This window comes from Pseudomonas sp. NY8896 (assembly GCF_039634505.1).
Genome location: NZ_CP132350.1, coordinates 1,098,921 through 1,120,288, shown reverse-complemented (window position 1 = coordinate 1,120,288; position 21,368 = coordinate 1,098,921). Strand labels below are relative to the sequence as shown.

Sequence of the window (21,368 nt, the reverse complement as noted above, 5' to 3'; positions counted from 1 at the left end):
TCGTCATTTCAGGTTCTGGCGCAACAGCATGGTGCCGCCGCGCTGGGTAAATTCAAGTTGCTGCAGGGCACTCATGCCCAGCAATACGGTGGGCCCGTCCAGGCCCGGTACCACGATGGCGCGTACGTCCTGCAGGCGGATATCGCCCAATTGCAGGCTGGCCAGACGCGTGCGGTAACCCTCGGTACGGCCGTTGGCAGTGCTGAGCAGCACCGGGCTGCCGCGTTCGAGGTTCAACTCGCGGGCCAGCGCTTCAGGGATCGCCACGTCGGTGGCACCGGTGTCGAGCATGAAGTGCACCACCTGGCCGTTGATCGCACCGTCGAGCACGAAGTGCCCTTGGCCGTTGCCCAACAGGCGCACTTCGATAAAACCTTCGCCATGCTCGGACTGCACCTGGCTATTGGGGTTGCGCTGACTGTCTTCCCATTGGCCGAAAAAGCGCGTGGCAAGGAACAGCGCCGCCGCCCAAGCGACGACCATCAGCACCCTGCCCGCGCGCTTGCCCGGCGCCTGGCTCATGGCTTGGCGCTCCAGCCGCCTTGCGGCGCATCAAAACGCCAGACGATCGGGCGGGTTTCGCCATCGGCGCGGGCGCCGTTGTTGTTGTCCAGGCCGATCCAGGCGCCCTTGGCATCGATCACCAGTGCTTCGGCAAGGCCAAACGGCTGCGAATAGCGGCGTGATTCCACCAGCGCATCGGCAGCGAACGACCAGCAACGCTCGACCTTGCCACTGTCGGCATCCCGCCGGCACACCCGGTAGGCGTTACGTTCGAGGGTAAACAGCTTGCCCTCGTACCAGGCCAGGTCGGCGAAATCGCGCGACAAGGCCCGGGCATCGGGCATTTGCGCCGGCTGCATCTCGACCCCGGCCTCGCTCAGCAGCACGCAACTACGCCCGCAGGTCCATACCGATTGCTGGCGCTCGATAGCCACCAGGCCGCGGCGTTCACGCTCGGCGGCCAGCCACAGACGGTCCCCCGCCGGGTTGATCGCCAAGCCTTCGAACAGGGCATTGAAGTTCAGCAACATGCCACTGGCCCGGGCCTGACGCACCATGGCCGGGTCGATCTTCAACCAGTCCGGCTCGCCTTGCAGCGGCAATTGCAGCACCGCGGCATGGGCTTCACTGACCAGGTACAGGTTACCCGCCTGGTCACAGGTGATGCCTTCGAAATCCAGCTCGCCACCGCGAATGTACGACGCTGCCCAGTTGCGCGACTTCAGCCCCCACGGCAGGCCGCTTTCCGGCGGCGTTGGCGGGGTGAAGGTAAGCGGTTGTGCGCGCCAGGTGGTGTTCTGCTGGTCGAAGCGGTAAATGCGGTCGTCGTCGCGATCGGAAACACCCCACAGCCCGCCCCGACATTGCGCCAGGCCAGACAGGTTGCCACCGCGCATGCCATCGATCGGGTGCTCGCCACTGAGCTTCAGCTCTGGCCAGTTGCCCGCCAGGCAAGGCAGGGCAACCAGCGCAAGGCAAACGGCAAGTACTTGCCGAATCAAACCATGACCTCGGCCAGGTTGCCTTTGGTTTCCAGCCAACTCTTGCGGTCACCGGCGCGCTTCTTGGCCAACAGCTTGTCCATCAGCTCGCAGGTGGCCTCCACGTCATCCAGGGTCAACTGCACCAGGCGCCGGGTGTTCGGGTCCATGGTGGTTTCGCGCAGCTGTGGCGGGTTCATCTCGCCCAGGCCCTTGAAGCGGGTGACCTGCGGCTTGCCGCGCTTCTTCTCGGCCACCAGGCGGTCGAGAATGCCGTCACGCTCGGCTTCGTCGAGGGCGTAGTAGATTTCCTTGCCAAGGTCGATGCGGTACAGCGGCGGCATGGCCACGTACACATGCCCGGCCTCGACCAGCGCACGGAAGTGCTGGACGAACAGCGCGCACAGCAGCGTGGCGATGTGCAGCCCGTCGGAGTCGGCGTCGGCGAGGATGCAGATCTTGCCGTAGCGCAGCTGCGCAAGGTCGGTGGCACCCGGATCTACGCCGATGGCCACGGCAATGTTATGCACTTCCTGGCTGGCCAGGACTTCGCCACCGTCCACTTCCCAGGTGTTGAGGATCTTGCCGCGCAGCGGCAGGATGGCCTGGAACTCCTTGTCCCGCGCCTGCTTGGCCGAGCCACCTGCCGAGTCACCCTCGACCAGGAACAGTTCGGCACGCATCGGGTCCTGGCCGGCGCAATCGGCCAGCTTGCCAGGCAGTGCCGGGCCCTGGGTGATGCGCTTGCGTTCGACCTTTTTACTGGCCTTAAGGCGGCGCCCGGCGTTGCTGATGGCCAGCTCTGCCAGTTGCATGCCCAGCTCGGGGTGGGCGTTGAGCCAAAGGCTGAAGGCGTCCTTGACCACGCCGGAAACGAACGCGGCCGCCTCGCGCGATGACAGGCGCTCTTTGGTCTGCCCAGAGAACTGCGGCTCCTGCATTTTCATCGAGAGCACGAAAGAAATGCGCTCCCAGATGTCCTCTGGCGCAAGCTTCACGCCACGCGGCAGCAAATTGCGGAACTCGCAGAACTCACGCATGGCATCCAGCAGGCCCTGACGCAAGCCGTTGACATGGGTGCCGCCCTGAGCGGTGGGGATCAGGTTGACGTAGCTTTCCTGGATGCTGTCGCCACCTTCTGGCAACCACAGCAACGCCCAGTCCACGGCTTCCTTGTTGCCAGCCAGGCTGCCGCAGAACGGCTCGTCGGGCAGACGCAGGAATTCGCTGACCGAATCGACCAGGTAAGAACGCAGGCCATCTTCATAATGCCACTCGACTTTCTCGCCGCTGGCCTTGTCCTCGAAGGTGACCAGCAGGCCCGGGCACAGTACTGCCTTGGCCTTGAGCACGTGCTTGAGGCGGCTGATGGAAAACTTGGCCGAGTCGAAGTACTTGGGGTCGGGGCTGAAGTACACGCTGGTGCCGGTGTTGCGCTTGCCGACCGAGCCGACCACTTCCAGCTCGCTGGCCTTGAAGCCGTCGGCGAACGTCATCTGGTATTCGTTGCCGTCACGTTTGACACGCACGCGCACCTGGGTCGACAGGGCGTTGACCACCGAAATGCCCACACCATGCAGGCCGCCAGAAAACTGGTAGTTCTTGTTGGAGAACTTGCCGCCAGCGTGCAGCTTGGTGAGGATCAGCTCGACCCCGGACACGCCCTCTTCCGGGTGGATGTCCACCGGCATGCCACGGCCGTCGTCGCTGACTTCCAGCGAGTGGTCGGCATGCAGGATGACCTGCACCGAACGCGCGTGGCCGGCCAGGGCTTCGTCGACACTGTTGTCGATGACTTCCTGGGCCAGGTGGTTGGGGCGGCTGGTATCGGTGTACATGCCCGGCCGCTTGCGGACCGGGTCAAGGCCCGAGAGGACTTCGATGGCGTCTGCGTTATAGGCGCTAGCGCTGGGATTGGCCATAGGGTCTCGTCGTCAGTCTGGTGAGTGCAAAAAGTCAAAATACAGAAAAATCGAGCGCAGCATACTGCCCACGGGCAATGCCGGCGAACGCCAACAGTGCCGGCAGGCGCTCGGCGAAGCCTTGGAAGCTGTGGTCGCCACCGGCCTGAATGCGCAGGGCACAAGCACGGTAATAGCGCTCGGCGTGGCGATAGTCCAGGGTTTCATCGGCGGTCTGCAGCCACACTTGATAGCGGCTGGCATCTACCGGGGCCGGCACTTCCAGCTCGGCCAGTGCCTGCACGTGGTCGTGGGTCAGCTCCCAGGTTTCACCGCTGTAGTGATTGCGCTGGGTGCCCAGGTAACCGTCGAAATGCTTGTGCGGGGTTACCGCCGGGTTGACCAGCAACGCCTTGAGGCCATGGCGCTCGGCCAGATGGGTGGCATAGTAGCCGCCGAGCGAACTGCCCACCAACAGTGGCGCACCAAGTTCGGCGATGGCCGCTTCGAGCTGGGCGATGGCCTGGCGTGGGTGGTGGTGCAAGGCGGGCACACGTAGCTGGGCCGACAAGCCCAGTTGCTGCATCACGGCTTCGAGCTGGCGCGCCTTGGTCGAAAGCGGCGAGCTGTTGAAGCCATGGATATAGAGGATGGAACCCGACATGCTGCCCCCGGAATCTGTGGCTTCGCGCCTGATGGTGCGGGCGCAGGGACGCGCAGTGTAGCGCGTTCGCCGGGTTTTGACGCAGTGTCACGGGTTTCGCAACAATTTCTTCAATACCCTGGGCTATCGAAGTCGAGTTTCACAGCGAAGTCCAGCGCCCGCTCCACCCCGGTTTCCAGCCGCCCGTCGGCATGCAGACGCAACCAGCGGTAGCCCGGCTGTTCTTCGCTCACTTTGAAGTCTTCGCTGCGTGCGGCGAACTGGATACAGGTCGACGGAGTAGCCAGCAAACGCCGCCCCCCGCGTACTTCATCCCACTCCTGATGCACATGCCCCCACAGCAAGGCCCGCACCTGTGGATAACCCTCGACAATGTCGAACAGCGCCTGGGCATTGCGCAAGCCGATCGGCGCGATCCAGGCGCAGCCAATGTCCACCGGCTGATGGTGGAAACACACCAGGCAATGCCGCTCGCCCGCATCTTTCAAGGCTTCTTTCAACACGGCCAACTGGCCATCTTCGAGAAACCCGTGGGTAGCGCCGTGCACGGCGGTGTTGAGCATGATGACGCGCCACGTACCCATATCGGTGACCGCTTGTACCAGCTCTGGCGCCACGTGCGCCATCACCTGGGCCTCGTCATGGTTGCCCGGCAACCAGCGGGTGGGCGCGGCAAACGTTGCGGTCAGTTCACGAAACGCTTCATAGGATGCAACGCTGGCGTCCTGGGACAGGTCGCCCGTACACAGCAACAAATCGACAAGCGGCTGCTCGCGCCGCACCTGGGCCACCACATGGCGCAGGCTGTCACGGGTTTTCAGGCCCAGCATGCTGCCGGCCGGGTCGGCGAACAGGTGGGCATCAGTCAGTTGCACCACATGCACGGGGCGGGATTGGTCTGGCGGCGACAACGGCCATCTCCTCGAACGATTTCAGCACGAATTATGGCTGCGCGAAGGTCACGAGCAAACACCCGCAACCGACCCACGTCACAATTCAGCGAACACTTGCCAGTTCATGGCCACAGGCCAGGCAGTGGCTGAGCCATTCACCGAGGAACAGGTTGAGCTGGGCCTTTTCGTCCGGCTGATGCATGGCCGCGTTCGGGTAGGGGTAAATACTGCGCAGGCGCCGGGTGTGTTCGGCGCTGACCACTTCGGCCATGCGTGCATCGTGGTACACCTGCACCTCCAGGTGCGGCACGGGCAACCACGGCAGGCTGTGTTCCTGGCGCACATGCAGGGTGGTGGTATACGGGCAGGCCAGGACCACGTCGAGTACCAGCACGCCAAGCATCTGGTCGCCCTGGGTCATACCGATACGGCGCGAGCTTTGAGTGGTGCGCATGTCAGGCAACAGACGCATCAGCCGGGCGTAGTTGGCCTCGCAGGCTGCCTGCAGCCCGACCAGGTCGACTCGATAGCGCTCACGCAGCAGGTTCACTTCCACATACCTCGTACTTCGTCACGGTTCAGCGCCAGCCATTGCAGGCCAATGATGGTCGCTGCGTTGCAGATGCGCCCGTCGCGCACCGCCTGCAAGGCATCCTCGAACGACCACACACGCACACGGATGTCTTCACCCTCTTCTTCCAGGCCATGCAGGCCGCCCGCGCCCTGGCTGCTGCAACGGCCAAGGAACAGGTGAACATATTCGTCACTACCGCCAGGCGACGGGAAGTAACGCGTCATAGGCCACAGGGCGCTGAATGTCAGGCCAGCTTCTTCCTCAGCTTCGCGGTGAGCGACTTCCTCGGGTTGCTCGTCCTTGTCGATCAGCCCGGCAACCATTTCGATCAGCCAGGGGTTATCGACCTTGTCCAGTGCACCCACACGGAACTGTTCGATCAGCACCACTTCATCGCGCAACGGGTCGTACGGCAGCACGCACACGGCATCATGGCGCACGAACAGTTCACGGCTGATCTCGCGGCCCATGCCCCCGGCAAACAACTCATGGCGCAGGCGTAGCTTGTCGAGCTTGTAAAAGCCCTGGAAGCAATTGGCCCGCTCGATGATTTCGAAGCCCTTGGGCACTGAGTTCAACGCGTCTGACATGGAAATCCTCATTACCTCGAATACTGCTTCGCGCCATCCTACTCTGCACGCCTGCCGGTTTCATCCCTTTCTGGCAACCGCTGGCGCACTCGGGACAGCAGGTCTTCACTCTGTTAGCTTAGTGGCGAACTGAAGGCCGCGCAGACGGTCAAAGGCCGACTTTTCCCTGTTCTGCAAGGATCATCATGACACTTGTCAAACTGACTTCCGTGGCCGTGCTGGCACTCGCTCTAGGCGCCTGCCAGAGCCTGTTCACGCCCAACTACCGGGCTCCGCTCGAGGTCAAGCGCGACGCCTGGGAGCATGTCAAACCCGGCTGCAGCGAGCGTGACTGCCCGCTGGTGAATATCGACATGGTCCACTTCCCGGCCCTGCCCAAGCTCGATGGCATCGTTGAAAAACGCCTGCTGCAATTGACCGAAGACAATCAGCATGGCACCGCGCCAAGCACCCTGCAGGCCTACGAACAGCAATACCTGGCCAATGCCGACAAACGTAACAGCAGCTACTTGCAGGCCAAGGTACGCGAGCAGCATGACGGGCTGGTGATCATCGAGTTGTCCAGCTACCTGGACAGCGGTGGCGCCCACGGCATGCCGGGGCGTGGCTTCATCAACTACTCGCGCAAGCTGGACAAGGTACTGACCCTGCAGGACATGTTGGTGCCGGGCCAGGAGGACACCTTCTGGAAAACCGTCGAGGAGTCACACCGCGCCTGGTTGATGAGCGTGGGCATGGACAAGGACGCCGAGTTCGTCAAAACCTGGCCGTTCAAGAAGTCGCCGCACATCGCCCTGACGTACGGCGCGGTAGTGGTCAAGTACGAGGTCTATGCCATCGCGCCCTACTCCATGGGCCACGTGGAATTGAAGATCCCCTACCCACGCCTCAATGGCGTGCTCAAGCCTGAGCTGTTTCCCGGCCGCGGCTGAGGCTTAGCAGCCCATGCAGCACACCTGCCAGCAGCAATGCTGGCAGGGTAGCGCCCAGTTCCGGTGCATTAGCGGCAATCAGGTGATAGGCCGCCACACCCGCAAACCAGGCCACCAGCGCTTGCCAGTGCAAGCCATCGATTTGCGCAGGCAGGCGACGACGACGGATCACGTAATGGTCCATCAGCACCACACCGAACAGCGGCGCGAATACCGAACCGATCAGCAACAGGAAGTTCTCATACTGGGCCAAGGGGGCCAGCAGGGCGATCAAGGTGCACAGCACGCCGATCGCAAGTGCCAGGTGCTCGACCTTCAGCGGCAGCAGCACACCGGTTGAAACTGCCGCCGAGTGGATGTCGGCGAAGGCTTTTTCCGACTCATCCAGCAGAATCAGCAGCAACGGGATACCCATGCCGGCCCCCGCCAGCGCCAGCAGCAGCGCATTGACTTCGCCACTGGCGGCGAAAGCCAGGGTGTAGGCCACGCCCAGGCTCATCAGCCAGGTGTTGCCGATGAAATAGCCCACGACCGTGCCACCGAACACATGCTTGCCGTTGCGGGCGAAACGCGAGTAGTCGGCAATCAGTGGCAACCAGGACAGCGGCATGGCGATGACGATATCAAAGCCCACCGCCAGGGACATCGAACCGTCACCCGCGCGGCTCCACAGATCAGCCAGGTCGGCCTTGGCGAACAGGTTCCAGGTGAGCCAGACGCAAGCGCCCAGCAGCAACCAGATCCCCCAGGCGCGCAGCACCTTGCGCACGAAGGCCAGTGGCCCGCTGACGGCCAGCAAGGTGGCTAGCGCACCGAAACACAGGGTCCACAGCATCGGGCTGTTCCAGGCACTCTCCTCACCGAAGGCTCGCGCGCCCAACAGGCTGGCAGCATCGCGCATGACGATGATTTCGAACGCGCCCCAGCCCACCAGTTGCAGCAGGTTGAGCAACGCCGGCAAACGCGCGCCATGGCTGCCCAGGCTGAGTTTCAACGTGCCCATGGCGGACAGGCCGGTGTCGCTGCCGATCACCCCGGCGGCGCCCAGCAACAGCACACCGACACCGGTGCCCAGGGCGATGGCCAGCACCGCGCCGGCAAGGCCCAGGCCTGGCGCCAGCATGGCACCGACTTGCAGCACCATCAGGCCGATGCCTAGGGAGAACCACAGCGAAAACAGGTCGCGGGCACCGAAGATACGCTGGTGGGTGGGGACCGGGTGGTCGGGGGAGAATTGGCTGGGTGATGTCATGGTTGGCGCTCGCCGGCAATGTTGTTGGTGTTCTTGGCAAGGACTTCGTCCTCGAATCGCGACGCAAGGCCGCTCCCACAGTGGCCGCGCAGGCCTTGAGCCTTGTGCGGTCCCTGTGGGAGCGGCCTTGTGTCGCGAAAGGGCCGCTAAGCGGCCCCAGCGTTCTTACACTTTGTGGTACAGCTGGCTGCCTTCCTGGCGGAACCGCTCGGCCTGCTCACGCATGCCTTCTTCGACCGTCACATCCACGGCCTCGATCTTGGCGGCGTACTCACGCACTTCCTGGGTGATCTTCATCGAGCAGAACTTCGGCCCGCACATCGAGCAGAAGTGCGCGACCTTGGCCGATTCCTTCGGCAGCGTCTCGTCGTGGAAGGCACGGGCCGTGTCCGGGTCAAGGCCAAGGTTGAACTGGTCTTCCCAACGGAACTCGAAACGCGCCTTCGACAGGGCGTTGTCGCGAATCTGCGCACCTGGGTGGCCCTTGGCAAGGTCGGCGGCATGCGCGGCGATCTTGTAGGTGATGATGCCGGTCTTGACGTCGTCTTTGTTCGGCAGGCCCAAATGTTCCTTGGGCGTGACGTAGCACAGCATGGCGCAACCGAACCAGCCGATCATCGCCGCACCAATACCCGAAGTGATGTGGTCGTAGCCCGGAGCAATGTCGGTGGTCAGTGGGCCGAGGGTGTAGAACGGCGCTTCGTCGCAGCACTCCAGCTGCTTGTCCATGTTCTCTTTGATCAACTGCATCGGCACGTGGCCAGGGCCTTCGATCATGCATTGCACGTCGTGCTTCCAGGCAATCTTGGTCAGTTCGCCGAGGGTTTCCAGCTCACCGAACTGCGCGGCGTCGTTGGCGTCGGCAATCGAGCCAGGGCGCAGGCCGTCGCCCAGCGAGAAGCTGACGTCGTAGGCCTTCATGATTTCGCAGATTTCGTCGAAGTGGGTGTACAGGAAGTTTTCCTTGTGATGCGCCAGGCACCACTTGGCCATGATCGAGCCCCCACGGCTGACGATACCGGTGACACGCTTGGCGGTCAGCGGCACATAACGCAGCAGCACACCGGCGTGGATAGTGAAGTAGTCCACCCCCTGCTCGGCCTGCTCGATCAGTGTGTCGCGGAACAGCTCCCAGATCAGGTCCTCGGCCACGCCGTTGACCTTTTCCAGGGCCTGATAGATCGGCACGGTGCCGATCGGCACCGGCGAGTTGCGGATGATCCACTCGCGGGTTTCGTGAATGTGCTTGCCGGTGGACAGGTCCATGACCGTGTCCGAGCCCCAGCGGATGCCCCAGGTCAGCTTGGCCACTTCTTCCTCGATCGAGGACCCCAAGGCGCTGTTGCCGATGTTGCCGTTGATCTTCACCAGGAAATTGCGGCCGATGATCATCGGCTCAACTTCCGGGTGGTTGATGTTGGCCGGAATGATCGCGCGGCCACGGGCGATTTCCTGGCGGACGAATTCGGGGGTGATTTCTTTCGGGATGTTGGCACCGAAGCTGTGGCCAGCATGCTGCTCTTTGAGCAGGCCAGCTGCGCGGGCCTCCTGCAGCTTCATGTTTTCGCGGATGGCCACGTATTCCATCTCGGCGGTGATGATGCCCCGGCGGGCATAGTGCATCTGCGAGACGTTGGCACCCGCCTTGGCACGACGCGGGTTGCGCACATGGGCGAAACGCAGCTTGGCCAGCTCGGCGTCGTTCAGGCGCTGCTGGCCGAAGTCGGAGCTCAGGCCGTCCAGGCGCTCGGTGTCACCACGGGCGTCGATCCACGCTGAACGCACGTCGGCCAGGCCTTTGCGCACGTCGATGATCACGTTGGGGTCGGTGTATGGGCCGGAGGTGTCGTACACCAGCACCGGGGCATTGGTCTCGCCACCAAAATCGGTAGGGGTGTCATCCAGGCTGATTTCACGCATGGGTACACGGATGTCCGGGCGCGAGCCTTCGACATAGACCTTGCGCGAACGCGGGAACGGTTGCACGGACTGCTGATCGACTTGTGCCGATTCGCTGAGGTTGATCGCTTTTTCTTGTTTGGTCATCACAGGCTCTCCAGACGGCTTCCTAGCAGTGGAATGTCGGGGTGAACCTGAAACGCGCGGACGCACCCTCTTTGGAGTGCAGTGCCGGGTATGGGGGTGCCTGAAGCTGCATGCAGCTGTGACAATCCCGGACCTGGCACAAGAGGCTCCCCGGGAAGGCGAGCAATCTTGTTCCCTACGCAGGCGCTAACCTGATCAGGTTCAACGGGATCCGCACCTCTGCGATCTCAGCCTTTGCTTCAAGGCACCCCGACAAGAACCTGCGCAGTCTAGACTGGAGTGGTCGGCAAAGCCAAGCGGGTAAATGCGCGGATGATGAAAGGCACACCAAGCGATTGTTGCCGGGTGCGCATGGCACTACACTGGCCCGTCGCGCGATACTCAACAGTTCAGTAATTAAATTTCGTACAAGGATTGCCTCTATGCTGCGCAAACTCTCACTGGCGATAGCCGTGTCTTGTGCGTCCAACGGAGTGGTCTGGGCAGCGGACGTGCCCCAATCAGTAAAGACCGACCTGGTCAGCGTCTATCAGGAAGCGGTCGACAACAACGCCGACCTGGCGGCGGCACGCGCCGATTACGGCGCCCGCAAAGAGGTGGTGCCCCAAGCCCGTGCCGGGTTGCTGCCAAACCTGTCGGCCGGCGCAGAAATGCTGAACACGCGCACCAAGCTGGACGAACCATCGACCACCAGCAACCGCAGCGGCAACACCTGGAGCGCCACCCTGGCTCAGCCGATCTTCCGCGCTGACCGCTGGTTCCAGCTGCAAGCGGCCGAAGCGGTCAACGAACAGGCAGCGCTGGAGCTGTCGGCGACCGAGCAGAACCTGATCCTGCAAACCGCGCAGAACTACTTCGCCGTACTTCGCGCACAGGACAACCTGGCCGCGACCAAGGCCGAGGAAGCGGCCTTCAAACGCCAGCTGGACCAGTCCAACGAACGCTTCGACGTCGGCCTTTCCGACAAGACCGACGTGCTGCAGTCCCAAGCCAGCTACGACACCGCCCGGGCCAACCGGATCATCGCCGAACGCCAGGTGCAAGACGCCTTCGAGGCCCTGGTGACCCTGACCAACCGCGAATACACCTCGATCCAGGGGGTGGTGCACACCCTGCCGGTGCAGGTGCCTACACCTAACGACGCCAAGGCCTGGGTAGAAACCGCTGGTCGCCAGAACCTCAACCTGTTGGCGACCAACTACGCGGTTTCCGCCGCCGAAGAAACCCTGCGCCAGCGCAAGGCCGGCCATGCGCCGACCCTTGACGCAGTGGCCAAGTACCAGAAAGGTGACAACGACAACTTCGGTTTCACCAACCCCGCACCAGCCCCCGTCACGCGCTACGGCGGCGATGTCGAGCAGACCAGCATCGGCCTGCAACTGAACATCCCGATCTACAGCGGCGGCCTGACCAGCTCGCAGGTGCGCGAGGCCTACCAGCGCCTGAGCCAGAGCGAGCAGCAACGCGAAAGCCTGCGCCGCCAGGTGGTGGAAAACACCCGCAACCTGCACCGCGCGGTGAACACCGATGTAGAGCAGGTACAGGCGCGCAAGCAGTCGATCATCTCCAACCAGAGTGCGCTGGAAGCCACCGAAATCGGTTACCAGGTCGGTACACGCAACATCGTCGACGTGCTCGATGCCCAGCGCCAGCTGTACACCTCGGTGCGCGACTACAACAACAGCCGCTATGACTACATTCTCGACAACCTGAGCCTGAAGCAGGCAGCCGGCACCCTGAGCCCGCAAGACCTGCAGGACCTCAAGCGTTACCTGAAAGCGGACTACAACCCGGACAAGGACTTCCTGCCACCGGACCTGGCGGCTGCCGCGGCGAAGAACTTCGAGCGCCGCCCTTGAGATAGATGTTGGCTTTTTCGCGGGCTCGCCCGCTCCCACAATTCAAATCCTGTGGGAGCGGGCAAGCCCGCGAAGAAGGCGATGCAATAATCAGCGGATAAGCGCACTCAGCCCATCGAGCAAGCGCTGCAGCGCCCCCTGATTGGCCTGCATCACCGCCCTGCCCGCCTCACCCATGCGTTGGGCATCCTGCGGCAGCTCGACCAGACGCCGCACAGCACCGGCCAGTCCATCGGTATCATCCACCTGCTGCAACGCCCCCGCCTCGCGCAGCATCGCGCTGATTTCGAGGAAGTTGAACACATGCGGCCCCATGAGCACCGGCAAGGCAAGCGCCGCAGGCTCCAACGGGTTGTGCCCGCCGGTCGCTACCAGGCTGCCACCGACGAAGGCAATGTCGGCCAAGGCATACAGGAACAGCAGTTCGCCCATGGTGTCGCCCAGCAATACCCGGGTTTGCCCATCGACCAGCGTGCCAGCAGAACGGCGCACGGTGGCGAATTGCTCGCTGCACAACGCGTGTACCGCATTGAATCGCTCGGGATGGCGCGGCACCAGGATCAGCAAGGCATCGCCATGCACCTGCAACAACTGCCGGTGCGCCTGCAAAATCAGCGCATCCTCGCCTTCATGGGTGCTGGCAGCAATCCACACTGGGCGCTGCTCGGCACCCCACTGCTCACGCAGTGCCTTTGCACGTGGTAGCAGTTGCTCATCAATCTTCAGGTCGAACTTGATCGAACCGGTGACCTGCACGCACTCAGTGCGCGCACCCAGGTCACGGAAACGCTGCGCCTCGGTTTCGGTCTGCACGGCAATCAGGCTCATTTCGGCCAGCATCGGCCGGGTCAGCTTGGCAAAGCGCCCATAACCACGGGCCGAGCGCTCGGATAACCGCGCATTGGCCAGCGCTACCGGAATCCCGCGTTTGGCGCACTGGTGGATGTGGTTGGGCCACAGCTCGGTTTCCATGATGATGCCCAGCTTCGGCCGCACATGATCGAGAAAACGCCCCGCCGCCCATGGCAGGTCGTAGGGCAGGTAGCAGTGCTGCACGCGCGGTTCGTCGGCGAACATGGCGCGAATACGCTCGGAACCGGTGGGAGTCATGCAGGTAAGGGTGATGGGCAGTTCGGGGTAGGCCTTGAGCAGGGCACGCACCATGGGCGCGGCAGCAATGCTCTCACCCACCGACACCGCATGCACCCAGATGCCGCCCTGGCGCATGGTCGGCAGCTTGAAGGCAAAGCGCTCACCGATACGCTGGCCATAGGCCGGCGCCTTGCGTGCGCGCAGGTACAGGCGCAGCGCAACCAGCGGCAGGCCCAGGTGAAACAGCAAGGTATAGAGTGTTCTGTTCATGGCGGCGAAGTTTACCCGATCGCACGCAGGTGTACTGCAAAGCGCTCGGCCAGCCACTGCGCAGCGGGCCCCAGTGGCTCATCGCGGCGCCAGGCCAGCTCCGCCACCAGCGCCGGCGGGCGCCACTCACTGTCCAGTTCGACCATGTGCGCCTGGTAGGTCGGGTACTGCACCACGTGCCGCGGCAGCCAGGCCCAGCCCAGGCCGCGCATCAGCAGTTCAGCCATGGCGTAGAAGCTGTCGGCACGCCATACCTGCGGGCTGATTGCCTCGCCGCCAGGGTAACCACTTTGCTGTGGGGTGATGAGTAATTGCCGGTGGCGCGCCAGTTGCTGGCGGGTTGCCCGGCCTTGCCCCGCGAGCGGGTGGCCGACTGCGCACACCGTGACCATTTCGACGCTGCCCAGGACGCGACGCTCCAGCGAAGACGGGATGCTTTCATGGTGGAAGAACAGCCCAAGATCGGCTCGGCGCTCAACCAGCTTGCGCGCTACATCGCCCTGGGCGCCGCTGGCCAGTTGTACCTCCAGGTACGGGAAGCGGCTGGCCAGTTCGTCGAGGCTGTCGATCACCGGTTGATAAGGCATGGCCTCATCCTGAGCAACCCGCAGCAAGGCCTCCTGCCCACGCATCAGGGCCAGGGCGCGACCATCCAGGTGTTCGCACTGGCGTAGCAGTTCGCGGGCGTCTTCCAGCAACGCGCTGCCACTTTCGGTCAGTTTTGGTTGCCGGCCGCTGCTGCGCTCGAACAACGTGACACCCAAGTCTGCTTCCAGCAGGGCGATGGCATTGCTGATGGCCGATTGGGCCTTGCGTTGTTCGCGGGCCACGGCAGAAAACGAGCGCAATTCGGCGACGCGCAAAAAAATACGCAACTGCTCCAGACTCCATTGCTCAGCCATCATCCTATCCCCATATCAGATAGGTAATGACTTTACCGCATCTGGCCAAGGTCTAGAATGCCCAACCAGTTACCGGAGGATCCCGCCATGAATGCCTACACCTACCTCGCCATTGCCATCTGCGCAGAAGTCATCGCCACCGCTTCGATGAAAGCGGTGAAGGGCCTGAGCACGCCGTTGCCACTGCTGCTGATGGTGGTGGGGTATGGCGTTGCCTTCTGGATGCTGACCTTGGTGGTGCGCAGCATTCCTGTAGGGATTGCCTATGCCATCTGGTCGGGGCTGGGGATTGTGCTGATCAGTGTGGCGGCATTGGTGATCTACGGGCAGAAGCTCGATGTGCCGGCGATGCTGGGCATGGCCATGATTGTGGGGGGCGTGGTGGTGATACAGCTGTTTTCGAAAGCGGCTGGGCACTGAGGCTGGCTTGCCGACGATAGGGCCCTCTCAGGTATAGCCTGTATACTTGCCAGCTGTCCCAGTCTTCGAGGTACCGCCATGCCATCTGCCATTTCCACTGACGTGCTGATCGTCGGCGCCGGGGTCGCAGGCCTCTGGCTCAATGCCCGCCTGCGCCGCCAGGGCTACTCGACAGTGCTGGTGGAGCGCGCCAGCCTTGGCGGCGAGCAGACCATCAAGTCGCAGGGCATCATCCACGGCGGCACCAAGTACGCCCTCCACGGTGCCCTGACCGGCGCCTCGGAAGCCATTGCCGACATGCCGCGCCGCTGGCGCGAAGCCTTGAGCGGCAGCGGCGAACTGGACCTGAGCGGCACTCGCCTGCTGTCCGATGCGCACTACCTGTGGTCGCCAGGCACCCTGGCCGGCAACCTCACCAGCTTCTTCGCCAGCAAGGCCGTACGTGGGCGAGTCGACCAAGTAAAAGGTGAGCAACTGCCGCCGGCCCTGCAAGACCGCGCCTTCAAGGGCAAGGTTTACCGCCTGGCCGAACTGGTCATCGACGTGCCCAGCCTGCTGGCCAACCTGGCCGAACTGGCGGGCGACAGCCTGCTGGCTGGGGAGCGCATTGAGCCGCTGCGCGAAAACGACGAGCTGGTCGGCCTGCGCGTTGACGGTCGCGACATCCGTGCCCAACGCGTCGTGCTCAGCGCCGGCGCCGGCACCGAGGAACTGCTGCACGCCCTGGGCCTGAACCAACCGGCCATGCAAACACGGCCGCTGCACATGGTCATGGCCAAAGGCGCCAACCTGAAACCCCTTTACGCTCACTGCCTGGGTGGCGGGCCCAAGCCGCGCGTTACGGTGACCACCCATCCGGCAGCCGATGGCCAGTGGGTCTGGTACCTGGGCGGCGACCTGGCCGAAGCCGATGGCGTGGCGCGCGAGCCAGCCGCACAAATCGCCGCAGCGCAAAAGGAAATCGCCAACCTGCTGCCATGGGTCGACCAAAGCTTGGTGCGCTGGGCCGCCCTGCGCGTCGACCGCGCCGAACCTGCGCAATCGGGCCTGGTACGCCCGGACAATGCCTTCCTTGCCGACCAGCAGCGCCTGCTGGTGGGCTGGCCGACCAAGCTGGCGCTGGCACCTGACTTCAGCGACCGGGTCATCAGCCACCTGGAGCGCGACGGCATCCGTCCACAAGCACAAGCCGACCTGGCCGACCTGCCACGCCCACCGCTGGGCGTACCGGCTTGGGAGCAACTGCTGCCATGACCTTGCCAACCCTGCACGACTTCCATCGCCCGCTGGGCAGCACCGGCTTCAAGGTTTCACCGCTGGGCCTGGGCACGGTAAAACTGGGCCGCGACCAAGGTGTGAAATACCCCACCGGCTTCACCATCCCCGGCGATGACGAAGCCCGCTTGCTGCTGGCCCAGGCCCGCGAGCTTGGCATCAATCTGATCGACACCGCCCCGGCTTATGGCCGCAGTGAAGAACGCCTCGGCCCGCTGCTGCGCGGCCAGCGCGATGAATGGGTGATCGTCAGCAAGGTCGGCGAAGAATTCGATCAAGGCCAATCGCATTTCGATTTCAGTGCCGCCCACACCCGCCGCTCGGTGGAGCGCAGCCTGCGACGCCTGGAAACCGACCGCATCGAACTGGTACTGGTACATTCCGACGGTAACGACCTGGCCATCCTCGAACAGCAGGAGGTCTACCAGACCCTGGCAGCGCTCAAGCAGGAGGGCAAGATCCTTGGCTTCGGCCTGTCGGGCAAGACCGTCGCCGGCGGCCTGAAGGCGCTGGAGCAAGGCGACTGCGCCATGGTCACCTACAACCTCAACGAGCAGGCAGAACGCCCGGTGCTGGACTACGCTGCCGAACACGGCAAGGCCATCCTGGTAAAAAAGGCCCTGGCCAGCGGGCATATCTGCCTGGCCCCGGGCGTTGACCCGGTGCAGGCCAGCTTCGAGCTGCTGTTCGCCCACCCCGGCGTCAGCAGTGCTATCGTCGGCACCATCAACCCGTTGCACCTGGCCCATAACGTGGCCACCGTCGCCCGTATCCTGGGCCAGCATTGAGTTACCCCTGGCCCAAGGGCCAGGAGACTGACCCGACGCAAGGAGTAGCCTCGTGGCGCGAACGCTGATCCGCAAGAACCCGAGCAACTTCAAGACACTGCCACTGCATGTCGAGGCCACGGCTGAAGGCCTGATCTACCAAAGCATCGGCATGCCGCTGAACTTTGCCCAGACCCAGCAGCGGCGCAAGGCGATCCAGTTACCCGACGTGCAGCGTTTTGTGGTCGAACTGGCAAACCTGGGCGTGTCGGTGCGCCTTACCCTGCATTGGCAAAACCGCGATTACTGGGTGCTGGTGCGCCAGCGCCGGCAAGACCGTGGCGACGTGGTGCTGAAACTGATTTCCGGTTATGTACCGGCGCAGGAGTTGAACCTGCCGCTGCACACGGCTGTGCAGGAAGTGGCCGAGGAGTGCCTGCTGGAAACCCCAGAGGGCTGGCTTGGCGGGCGTTTCAACGATACCTGGCTGCCCGTCCCTTACGCTGCCGCCCTGCACTACCGTGAAACGCCGCACTTCGTGCTGGCCCCGCAGTCCGGCGCAGCACGCCCGGTACACTGCGGCCAGCTGATGCTGCTGGAGCGCCCACGGGCCTATGTGCACTTGCCCACCGCCTCGCTGCAACTGATCTACGATATGCGCCTGCAGGTACCCCGTGAGGCCAAGAAACTCAGCCTGTTCCACGTCGATGAACGGCTGGAGGGCGGCCAGCTGGTGGCGCGACTCAACCGCAAACGGCCAGACCTGTATCTGATGCCGTTAAAGGACGGCCAGCCGCTGGCGGAGCTGTATACGCTTAAAAAGGATGAGCTGGTGCCGGCGAGCACACGCGGGCTGTACCTGGCCGAGAGTTTTGCCCGGCAGGAAGGCTGGGTGGTGGCGGATGAGCGGGTACGCTGGAAGGACTGGGTGAAGCAGCAGGGGCTGGTGGAAAACAAGCCGGTGAAGGCATCGCACCTGCAGCGCTTTGGCGACAAGGCGCGGGCACTGCTGGAGCGGGCTCGTACTAGCCTGAACAAGTGATAGCGGGGCTGCTCTGCAGCCCCAGCTGTATCAGTTCTTGCGAATTTTCTCGACAATCGCCGTGGTCGAGCTGTTCTCGACCAGCCCCAGCACCTTCACGGTGCCGCCATAGGCCTTGACGATATCGGCACCCACCACCTGGTCGATGCCGTAGTCGCCACCCTTGACCAGCACATCCGGCTTGACCTGGCTCAGCAGGTTTTCCGGGGTGCCTTCCGGGAAGCTGATCACCCAATCCACCGCGCCCAAGCCGGCCAGTACGGCCATGCGCCGGTCGACACTGTTGATTGGCCGGCCCGGCCCTTTCAGGCGGCTGACCGAAGCATCGTCGTTGACCGCGACGATCAGGCGATCGCCTTGGGCCCGTGCCTGTTCCAGGTAGGTGACATGCCCGGCATGCAGGATGTCGAAGCAGCCGTTGGTGAAGACGATCTTCTCTTTGTGTGCCCGCGCGTCATCGATGGCCAGCAGCAGTTGCTCCAGGCCCAGCACACCGCGCTCGGAGCCTTCCTCACGCTGGATGGCGCGGCGCAGTTCAGGGGCGCTGATGGCCGCCGTACCCAGCTTGCCGACCACGATGCCTGCCGCCAGGTTGGCCAGGGCCACAGCATGGGGCAGGTCCTCGCCAGCGGCAATGGCTGCGGCGAGGGTGGAGATGACGGTATCACCGGCACCGGTCACGTCGAACACTTCACGTGCCCGCGCCGGCAGGTGCAGCGCCGGCTGGCCCACGCGCAGCAGGGTCATGCCGTGCTCGCCACGGGTTACCAGCAAGGCGCCGAGGTCCAGGTCCTGCAGCAGTTGCAAACCCTTGGCAACCAGGTCGGCCTCATCGGTGCAACGGCCAACGATGGTCTCGAACTCGCTGAGGTTCGGGGTGATTAGGCTGGCACCACGGTAAATGGAAAAGTCCTTGCCCTTGGGGTCGGCCAGCACCGGAATGCCTTTGGCCCGCGCCGCCTGGATCAGGCTTTGGTGATTCTTCAGCGCGCCCTTGCCGTAGTCGGACAGAACCAGCACCTTGACGCCCTCGAGCAGGCTGTCGACCTCGGTGGCCAGCGACAATGGGTCGGTGGCGAACGGCTCTTCGAAATCGATACGCAGCAGTTGCTGGTGACGGCTCATGACCCGCAGCTTGACGATGGTCGGCTGGTGCGCGATGCGCTGGAACACCGAACGCACACCGGCAGCCTGCAGGCTGTTGGCCAGGCTGTCGGCAGCTTCGTCCTGGCCGGTGACGCCGATCAGCGAAGCCGGCGCGCCCAGCGCGGCAATGTTCAAGGCAACGTTGGCCGCGCCGCCGGGGCGATCCTCGATTTGATCGACCTTGACCACCGGGACTGGCGCTTCAGGCGAAATACGCGAAGTACCGCCATGCCAGTAGCGGTCGAGCATGACATCGCCGACCACCAGTACCGGGGCTTGATCGAAACGCGGCATGGACAACTTCATGGGCAACCCATATGGAAATAATGAACAGGGGCAGGATATTAGCACAGGGTAGTCGACGGCTTTATGGCCAGATCGTACCCAGAAAATTCCCGTGACAATCGGGGCCATGACGGCCCCGATCAAGGAGGGTTCAGGTGATATCGGCCTTGGCCGGCTCATCCAGGCCCATGGCATGCAAGCGGGCATAATGGCCATTGGCCGCAAGCAGCTCGGCATGCGTGCCACGCTCGACCAGGCGGCCCTGGTCCATGACCAGGATCTGGTCGGCCTTCTCGATCGTCGACAGGCGGTGAGCGATCACCAGCGTGGTACGGCCTTGCATCACGTGATCCAGGGCAGCCTGGATATGCCGCTCGGACTCGGTATCCAACGCAGAAGTAGCCTCGTCGAGGATCAGCAGCGGCGCGTTTTTCAGCAGCGCCCGTGCAATTGCCAGGCGCTGGCGCTGGCCACCGGACAGCAGTACACCGTTCTCTCCCACTTCGGTATCGAAGCCCTTCGGCAGCCGGTCGACGAACTCCTTGGCGTAGGCATCGGCTGCGGCGGCTTCGATGTCTGCGCGTGGGGCACCGGCCAAGTCACCGTAGGCGATGTTGTTGGCCACGGTGTCGTTGAACAGGGTGACGTGCTGGGTTACCTGCGAAACATGGCGACGCAGGTTGCGCAGGCGATAGTTTTCGATTTCCACGCCATCGAGCAGAATCTGCCCCTGGTCGTGGTGATAGAAGCGTGGGATAAGCGCCGCCAAGGTCGACTTGCCACTGCCGGAACGGCCGACCAGGGCGATCATCTGCCCAGGTTCGGCGACAAAACTGATGTCGCTCAGCACTTCACGCTCGGTACCCGGGTAGGTGAAGCTCAGGTTGCGCACTTCCAGGCGCCCTTCCACACGCTCCTTCTCGACAGTACCGGTGTCCAGCTCAGGCTCTTCGTCCAACTGCTCGAAGATGCTCTCGGCACCTGCCAGGCCCTTCTGGATGGTCGAGCTGACTTCCGACAGCTGGCGAATCGGCTTGGGCAGCAGGCCAGCAGCAGTGATATAGGCTACCAGGTCACCGGCGGTGGACTCGCCCCGCAGGAACAGCACCAGGAACATCAGCGCGGCCATGGCGCTGTAGATCACCAGTTGCAGCATCGGCGTGTACAGCGAGCCGGTCTTGGTCATGCGCAGTTGCTTGTCGGTGTTGCTCTGGCTGGCTTTGCCGAAACGCTGCTCCTCGTAGGCCTCGCCGCCGAAGCTGCGGACCACGCGGTAGCCCTGGATGGTTTCCGACGCCACGTGGGTAACGTCGCCCATTGCCACCTGGATCTTCTTGCTCTGCTTGCGGAATTTCTTGCTGGCGATGCTGACCATGACCGCGATCACCGGCAGGATGGCGACCATCACCAGGGTCAGGTGCCAGTTCATCCACAGCAGGTAGGCAAACAGGAACACCACGGTCAGGCCTTCGCGGATCACCACCTTGATGGCATCGGTGGCCGCGCCGGTGACCATGGTCACGTTGAAGGTGATGCGCGAAATCAGGTGACCGGAGTTGTGGTTGTCGAAGTAGCGGTTAGGCAGCACCAGCAGCTTGTTGAACAACTCCACACGCAGGTCGTGCACCAGGCACAGGGACACCTTGGCCAGGAAGTAGTTGCCGAGGAACGAGCCCAGGCCCTGCCAGGCGGCGATCAGGATGATCAGCAGCGGCACCGCCTGCAGCAATTGCAGGTCACGCAGGTAGGGCACGTTGGGGAACAACACCGCTTCGGGGTTGCTCAGGCCATCGACGAAATACTTGAGAATGCCGGCCAGCATCGGCTGGGTCGAGGCAAAGATCACGAAACCGACAATGCTCAGCAGGAAAATGCCGACATAGGGTTTCACATAGCTCAGCAGCCGGAAGTAGATCTTCAGGCTGGAGGTGTGCTCCGCCGGTCGCGGGGTTTCGGCCATTATCGAGCTCGCTG

General features: G+C 63.3%; 19 protein-coding genes and 1 riboswitch. Of the genes, 6 read left to right on the top strand and 13 right to left on the bottom strand.

Translation table 11 applies throughout. The features are described 5' to 3' along the window. Positions 1–3: 3 nt before the first annotated feature. The 7 genes from Q9451_RS04955 to Q9451_RS04925 all read right to left on the bottom strand — a co-directional run bounded on the left by Q9451_RS04955 (position 4) and on the right by Q9451_RS04925 (position 6,106). Positions 4–522: a TIGR02281 family clan AA aspartic protease gene (locus tag Q9451_RS04955; RefSeq protein WP_012274477.1), complete on the bottom strand. Its 519-nt coding sequence runs from the start codon at positions 520–522 to the stop codon at positions 4–6. Continuing rightward, complete coding sequence (locus Q9451_RS04950; RefSeq protein ID WP_012274478.1) at positions 519–1,505, bottom strand: esterase-like activity of phytase family protein; 987 nt, start codon at positions 1,503–1,505, stop codon at positions 519–521. Before Q9451_RS04950 ends, Q9451_RS04955 begins: the two co-directional genes overlap by 4 nt. After that, positions 1,502–3,406 (bottom strand): DNA topoisomerase IV subunit B, encoded by a 1,905-nt coding sequence (parE, locus tag Q9451_RS04945; RefSeq protein ID WP_012274479.1) that lies wholly within the window; start codon positions 3,404–3,406, stop codon positions 1,502–1,504. Before parE ends, Q9451_RS04950 begins: the two co-directional genes overlap by 4 nt. A 34-nt stretch (positions 3,407–3,440) precedes the next feature. Further along, a complete protein-coding gene (locus tag Q9451_RS04940; RefSeq protein ID WP_012274480.1) occupies positions 3,441–4,049 on the bottom strand; it encodes a YqiA/YcfP family alpha/beta fold hydrolase in 609 nt (202 codons plus the stop codon). A 110-nt stretch (positions 4,050–4,159) separates the two neighbouring features. Further along, positions 4,160–4,960: a 3',5'-cyclic-AMP phosphodiesterase gene (cpdA, locus tag Q9451_RS04935; protein ID WP_012274481.1), complete on the bottom strand. Its 801-nt coding sequence runs from the start codon at positions 4,958–4,960 to the stop codon at positions 4,160–4,162. Positions 4,961–5,045: 85 nt separating this feature from the next. Next, positions 5,046–5,498, bottom strand: a complete 453-nt coding sequence (locus tag Q9451_RS04930; protein WP_041166609.1) for a DUF1249 domain-containing protein — start codon at positions 5,496–5,498, stop codon at positions 5,046–5,048. Beyond that, positions 5,489–6,106: an NUDIX domain-containing protein gene (locus Q9451_RS04925; RefSeq protein WP_012274483.1), complete on the bottom strand. Its 618-nt coding sequence runs from the start codon at positions 6,104–6,106 to the stop codon at positions 5,489–5,491. Before Q9451_RS04925 ends, Q9451_RS04930 begins: the two co-directional genes overlap by 10 nt. 185 nt (positions 6,107–6,291) lie before the next feature. On the opposite strand from Q9451_RS04925, the gene Q9451_RS04920 reads away from it, so the two are divergent. After that, entirely contained in the window at positions 6,292–7,038 is a 747-nt protein-coding gene (locus Q9451_RS04920; RefSeq protein WP_012274484.1) for an RsiV family protein, read from the top strand. Here Q9451_RS04920 and cytX read toward each other — a convergent pair. Both cytX and thiC read right to left on the bottom strand, forming a co-directional pair. After that, complete coding sequence (gene cytX, locus Q9451_RS04915) at positions 7,007–8,290, bottom strand: putative hydroxymethylpyrimidine transporter CytX (RefSeq protein ID WP_012274485.1); 1,284 nt, start codon at positions 8,288–8,290, stop codon at positions 7,007–7,009. The genes Q9451_RS04920 and cytX overlap by 32 nt on opposite strands. A 165-nt stretch (positions 8,291–8,455) precedes the next feature. Further along, the gene (thiC, locus tag Q9451_RS04910; protein ID WP_012274486.1) at positions 8,456–10,336 is read right to left on the bottom strand and encodes a phosphomethylpyrimidine synthase ThiC; all 1,881 of its coding nucleotides are present in this window, start codon (positions 10,334–10,336) and stop codon (positions 8,456–8,458) included. Between the two features lie 155 nt (positions 10,337–10,491). Continuing rightward, positions 10,492–10,598, bottom strand: a riboswitch (TPP riboswitch). Positions 10,599–10,758: 160 nt separating this feature from the next. Here thiC and Q9451_RS04905 point away from each other — a divergent pair. Further along, the gene (locus Q9451_RS04905; RefSeq protein ID WP_012274487.1) at positions 10,759–12,195 is read left to right on the top strand and encodes a TolC family outer membrane protein; all 1,437 of its coding nucleotides are present in this window, start codon (positions 10,759–10,761) and stop codon (positions 12,193–12,195) included. 90 nt (positions 12,196–12,285) lie between these two features. Here the strand turns inward: Q9451_RS04905 and waaA are convergent, their stop codons facing one another. Beyond that, positions 12,286–13,557, bottom strand: a complete 1,272-nt coding sequence (gene waaA / locus Q9451_RS04900) for a lipid IV(A) 3-deoxy-D-manno-octulosonic acid transferase (protein WP_012274488.1) — start codon at positions 13,555–13,557, stop codon at positions 12,286–12,288. A gap of 11 nt (positions 13,558–13,568) precedes the next feature. Further along, on the bottom strand, positions 13,569–14,459 hold the full coding sequence (locus tag Q9451_RS04895) for a LysR family transcriptional regulator (RefSeq protein WP_041166801.1): 891 nt from the start codon (positions 14,457–14,459) through the stop codon (positions 13,569–13,571). A gap of 87 nt (positions 14,460–14,546) precedes the next feature. On the opposite strand from Q9451_RS04895, the gene Q9451_RS04890 reads away from it, so the two are divergent. From Q9451_RS04890 to Q9451_RS04875, 4 genes are all read left to right on the top strand, one after another. Next, complete coding sequence (locus tag Q9451_RS04890) at positions 14,547–14,879, top strand: multidrug efflux SMR transporter (RefSeq protein WP_012274490.1); 333 nt, start codon at positions 14,547–14,549, stop codon at positions 14,877–14,879. Positions 14,880–14,957: 78 nt separating this feature from the next. After that, a complete protein-coding gene (locus Q9451_RS04885; protein WP_012274491.1) occupies positions 14,958–16,133 on the top strand; it encodes an FAD-dependent oxidoreductase in 1,176 nt (391 codons plus the stop codon). Beyond that, positions 16,130–16,942 (top strand): aldo/keto reductase, encoded by an 813-nt coding sequence (locus tag Q9451_RS04880; protein WP_012274492.1) that lies wholly within the window; start codon positions 16,130–16,132, stop codon positions 16,940–16,942. Before Q9451_RS04885 ends, Q9451_RS04880 begins: the two co-directional genes overlap by 4 nt. Positions 16,943–16,994: 52 nt before the next feature. Further along, positions 16,995–17,963 carry a hypothetical protein gene (locus Q9451_RS04875; protein WP_012274493.1) on the top strand — a complete coding sequence of 323 codons (969 nt, stop codon included), beginning with the start codon at positions 16,995–16,997 and terminating at the stop codon, positions 17,961–17,963. A gap of 30 nt (positions 17,964–17,993) precedes the next feature. Here the strand turns inward: Q9451_RS04875 and hldE are convergent, their stop codons facing one another. Both hldE and msbA read right to left on the bottom strand, forming a co-directional pair. After that, positions 17,994–19,415: a bifunctional D-glycero-beta-D-manno-heptose-7-phosphate kinase/D-glycero-beta-D-manno-heptose 1-phosphate adenylyltransferase HldE gene (gene hldE / locus Q9451_RS04870; RefSeq protein WP_012274494.1), complete on the bottom strand. Its 1,422-nt coding sequence runs from the start codon at positions 19,413–19,415 to the stop codon at positions 17,994–17,996. A 130-nt stretch (positions 19,416–19,545) separates the two neighbouring features. Continuing rightward, positions 19,546–21,354 carry a lipid A export permease/ATP-binding protein MsbA gene (gene msbA, locus Q9451_RS04865; protein ID WP_012274495.1) on the bottom strand — a complete coding sequence of 603 codons (1,809 nt, stop codon included), beginning with the start codon at positions 21,352–21,354 and terminating at the stop codon, positions 19,546–19,548. Positions 21,355–21,368 lie beyond the last annotated feature (14 nt).

What these genes read in the sequence shown, in the direction of transcription:
- Q9451_RS04955 (WP_012274477.1), bottom strand. Translation starts at nt 522, where the DNA reads ATGAGCCAGGCGCCGGGCAAGCGCGCGGGCAGGGTGCTGATGGTCGTC.
- parE (WP_012274479.1), bottom strand. Translation starts at nt 3,406, where the DNA reads ATGGCCAATCCCAGCGCTAGCGCCTATAACGCAGACGCCATCGAAGTC.
- Q9451_RS04940 (WP_012274480.1), bottom strand. Translation starts at nt 4,049, where the DNA reads ATGTCGGGTTCCATCCTCTATATCCATGGCTTCAACAGCTCGCCGCTT.
- Q9451_RS04925 (WP_012274483.1), bottom strand. Translation starts at nt 6,106, where the DNA reads ATGTCAGACGCGTTGAACTCAGTGCCCAAGGGCTTCGAAATCATCGAG.
- Q9451_RS04920 (WP_012274484.1), top strand. Translation starts at nt 6,292, where the DNA reads ATGACACTTGTCAAACTGACTTCCGTGGCCGTGCTGGCACTCGCTCTA.
- cytX (WP_012274485.1), bottom strand. Translation starts at nt 8,290, where the DNA reads ATGACATCACCCAGCCAATTCTCCCCCGACCACCCGGTCCCCACCCAC.
- thiC (WP_012274486.1), bottom strand. Translation starts at nt 10,336, where the DNA reads ATGACCAAACAAGAAAAAGCGATCAACCTCAGCGAATCGGCACAAGTC.
- Q9451_RS04905 (WP_012274487.1), top strand. Translation starts at nt 10,759, where the DNA reads ATGCTGCGCAAACTCTCACTGGCGATAGCCGTGTCTTGTGCGTCCAAC.
- waaA (WP_012274488.1), bottom strand. Translation starts at nt 13,557, where the DNA reads ATGAACAGAACACTCTATACCTTGCTGTTTCACCTGGGCCTGCCGCTG.
- Q9451_RS04895 (WP_041166801.1), bottom strand. Translation starts at nt 14,459, where the DNA reads ATGGCTGAGCAATGGAGTCTGGAGCAGTTGCGTATTTTTTTGCGCGTC.
- Q9451_RS04890 (WP_012274490.1), top strand. Translation starts at nt 14,547, where the DNA reads ATGAATGCCTACACCTACCTCGCCATTGCCATCTGCGCAGAAGTCATC.
- Q9451_RS04885 (WP_012274491.1), top strand. Translation starts at nt 14,958, where the DNA reads ATGCCATCTGCCATTTCCACTGACGTGCTGATCGTCGGCGCCGGGGTC.
- Q9451_RS04880 (WP_012274492.1), top strand. Translation starts at nt 16,130, where the DNA reads ATGACCTTGCCAACCCTGCACGACTTCCATCGCCCGCTGGGCAGCACC.
- hldE (WP_012274494.1), bottom strand. Translation starts at nt 19,415, where the DNA reads ATGAAGTTGTCCATGCCGCGTTTCGATCAAGCCCCGGTACTGGTGGTC.
- msbA (WP_012274495.1), bottom strand. Translation starts at nt 21,354, where the DNA reads ATGGCCGAAACCCCGCGACCGGCGGAGCACACCTCCAGCCTGAAGATC.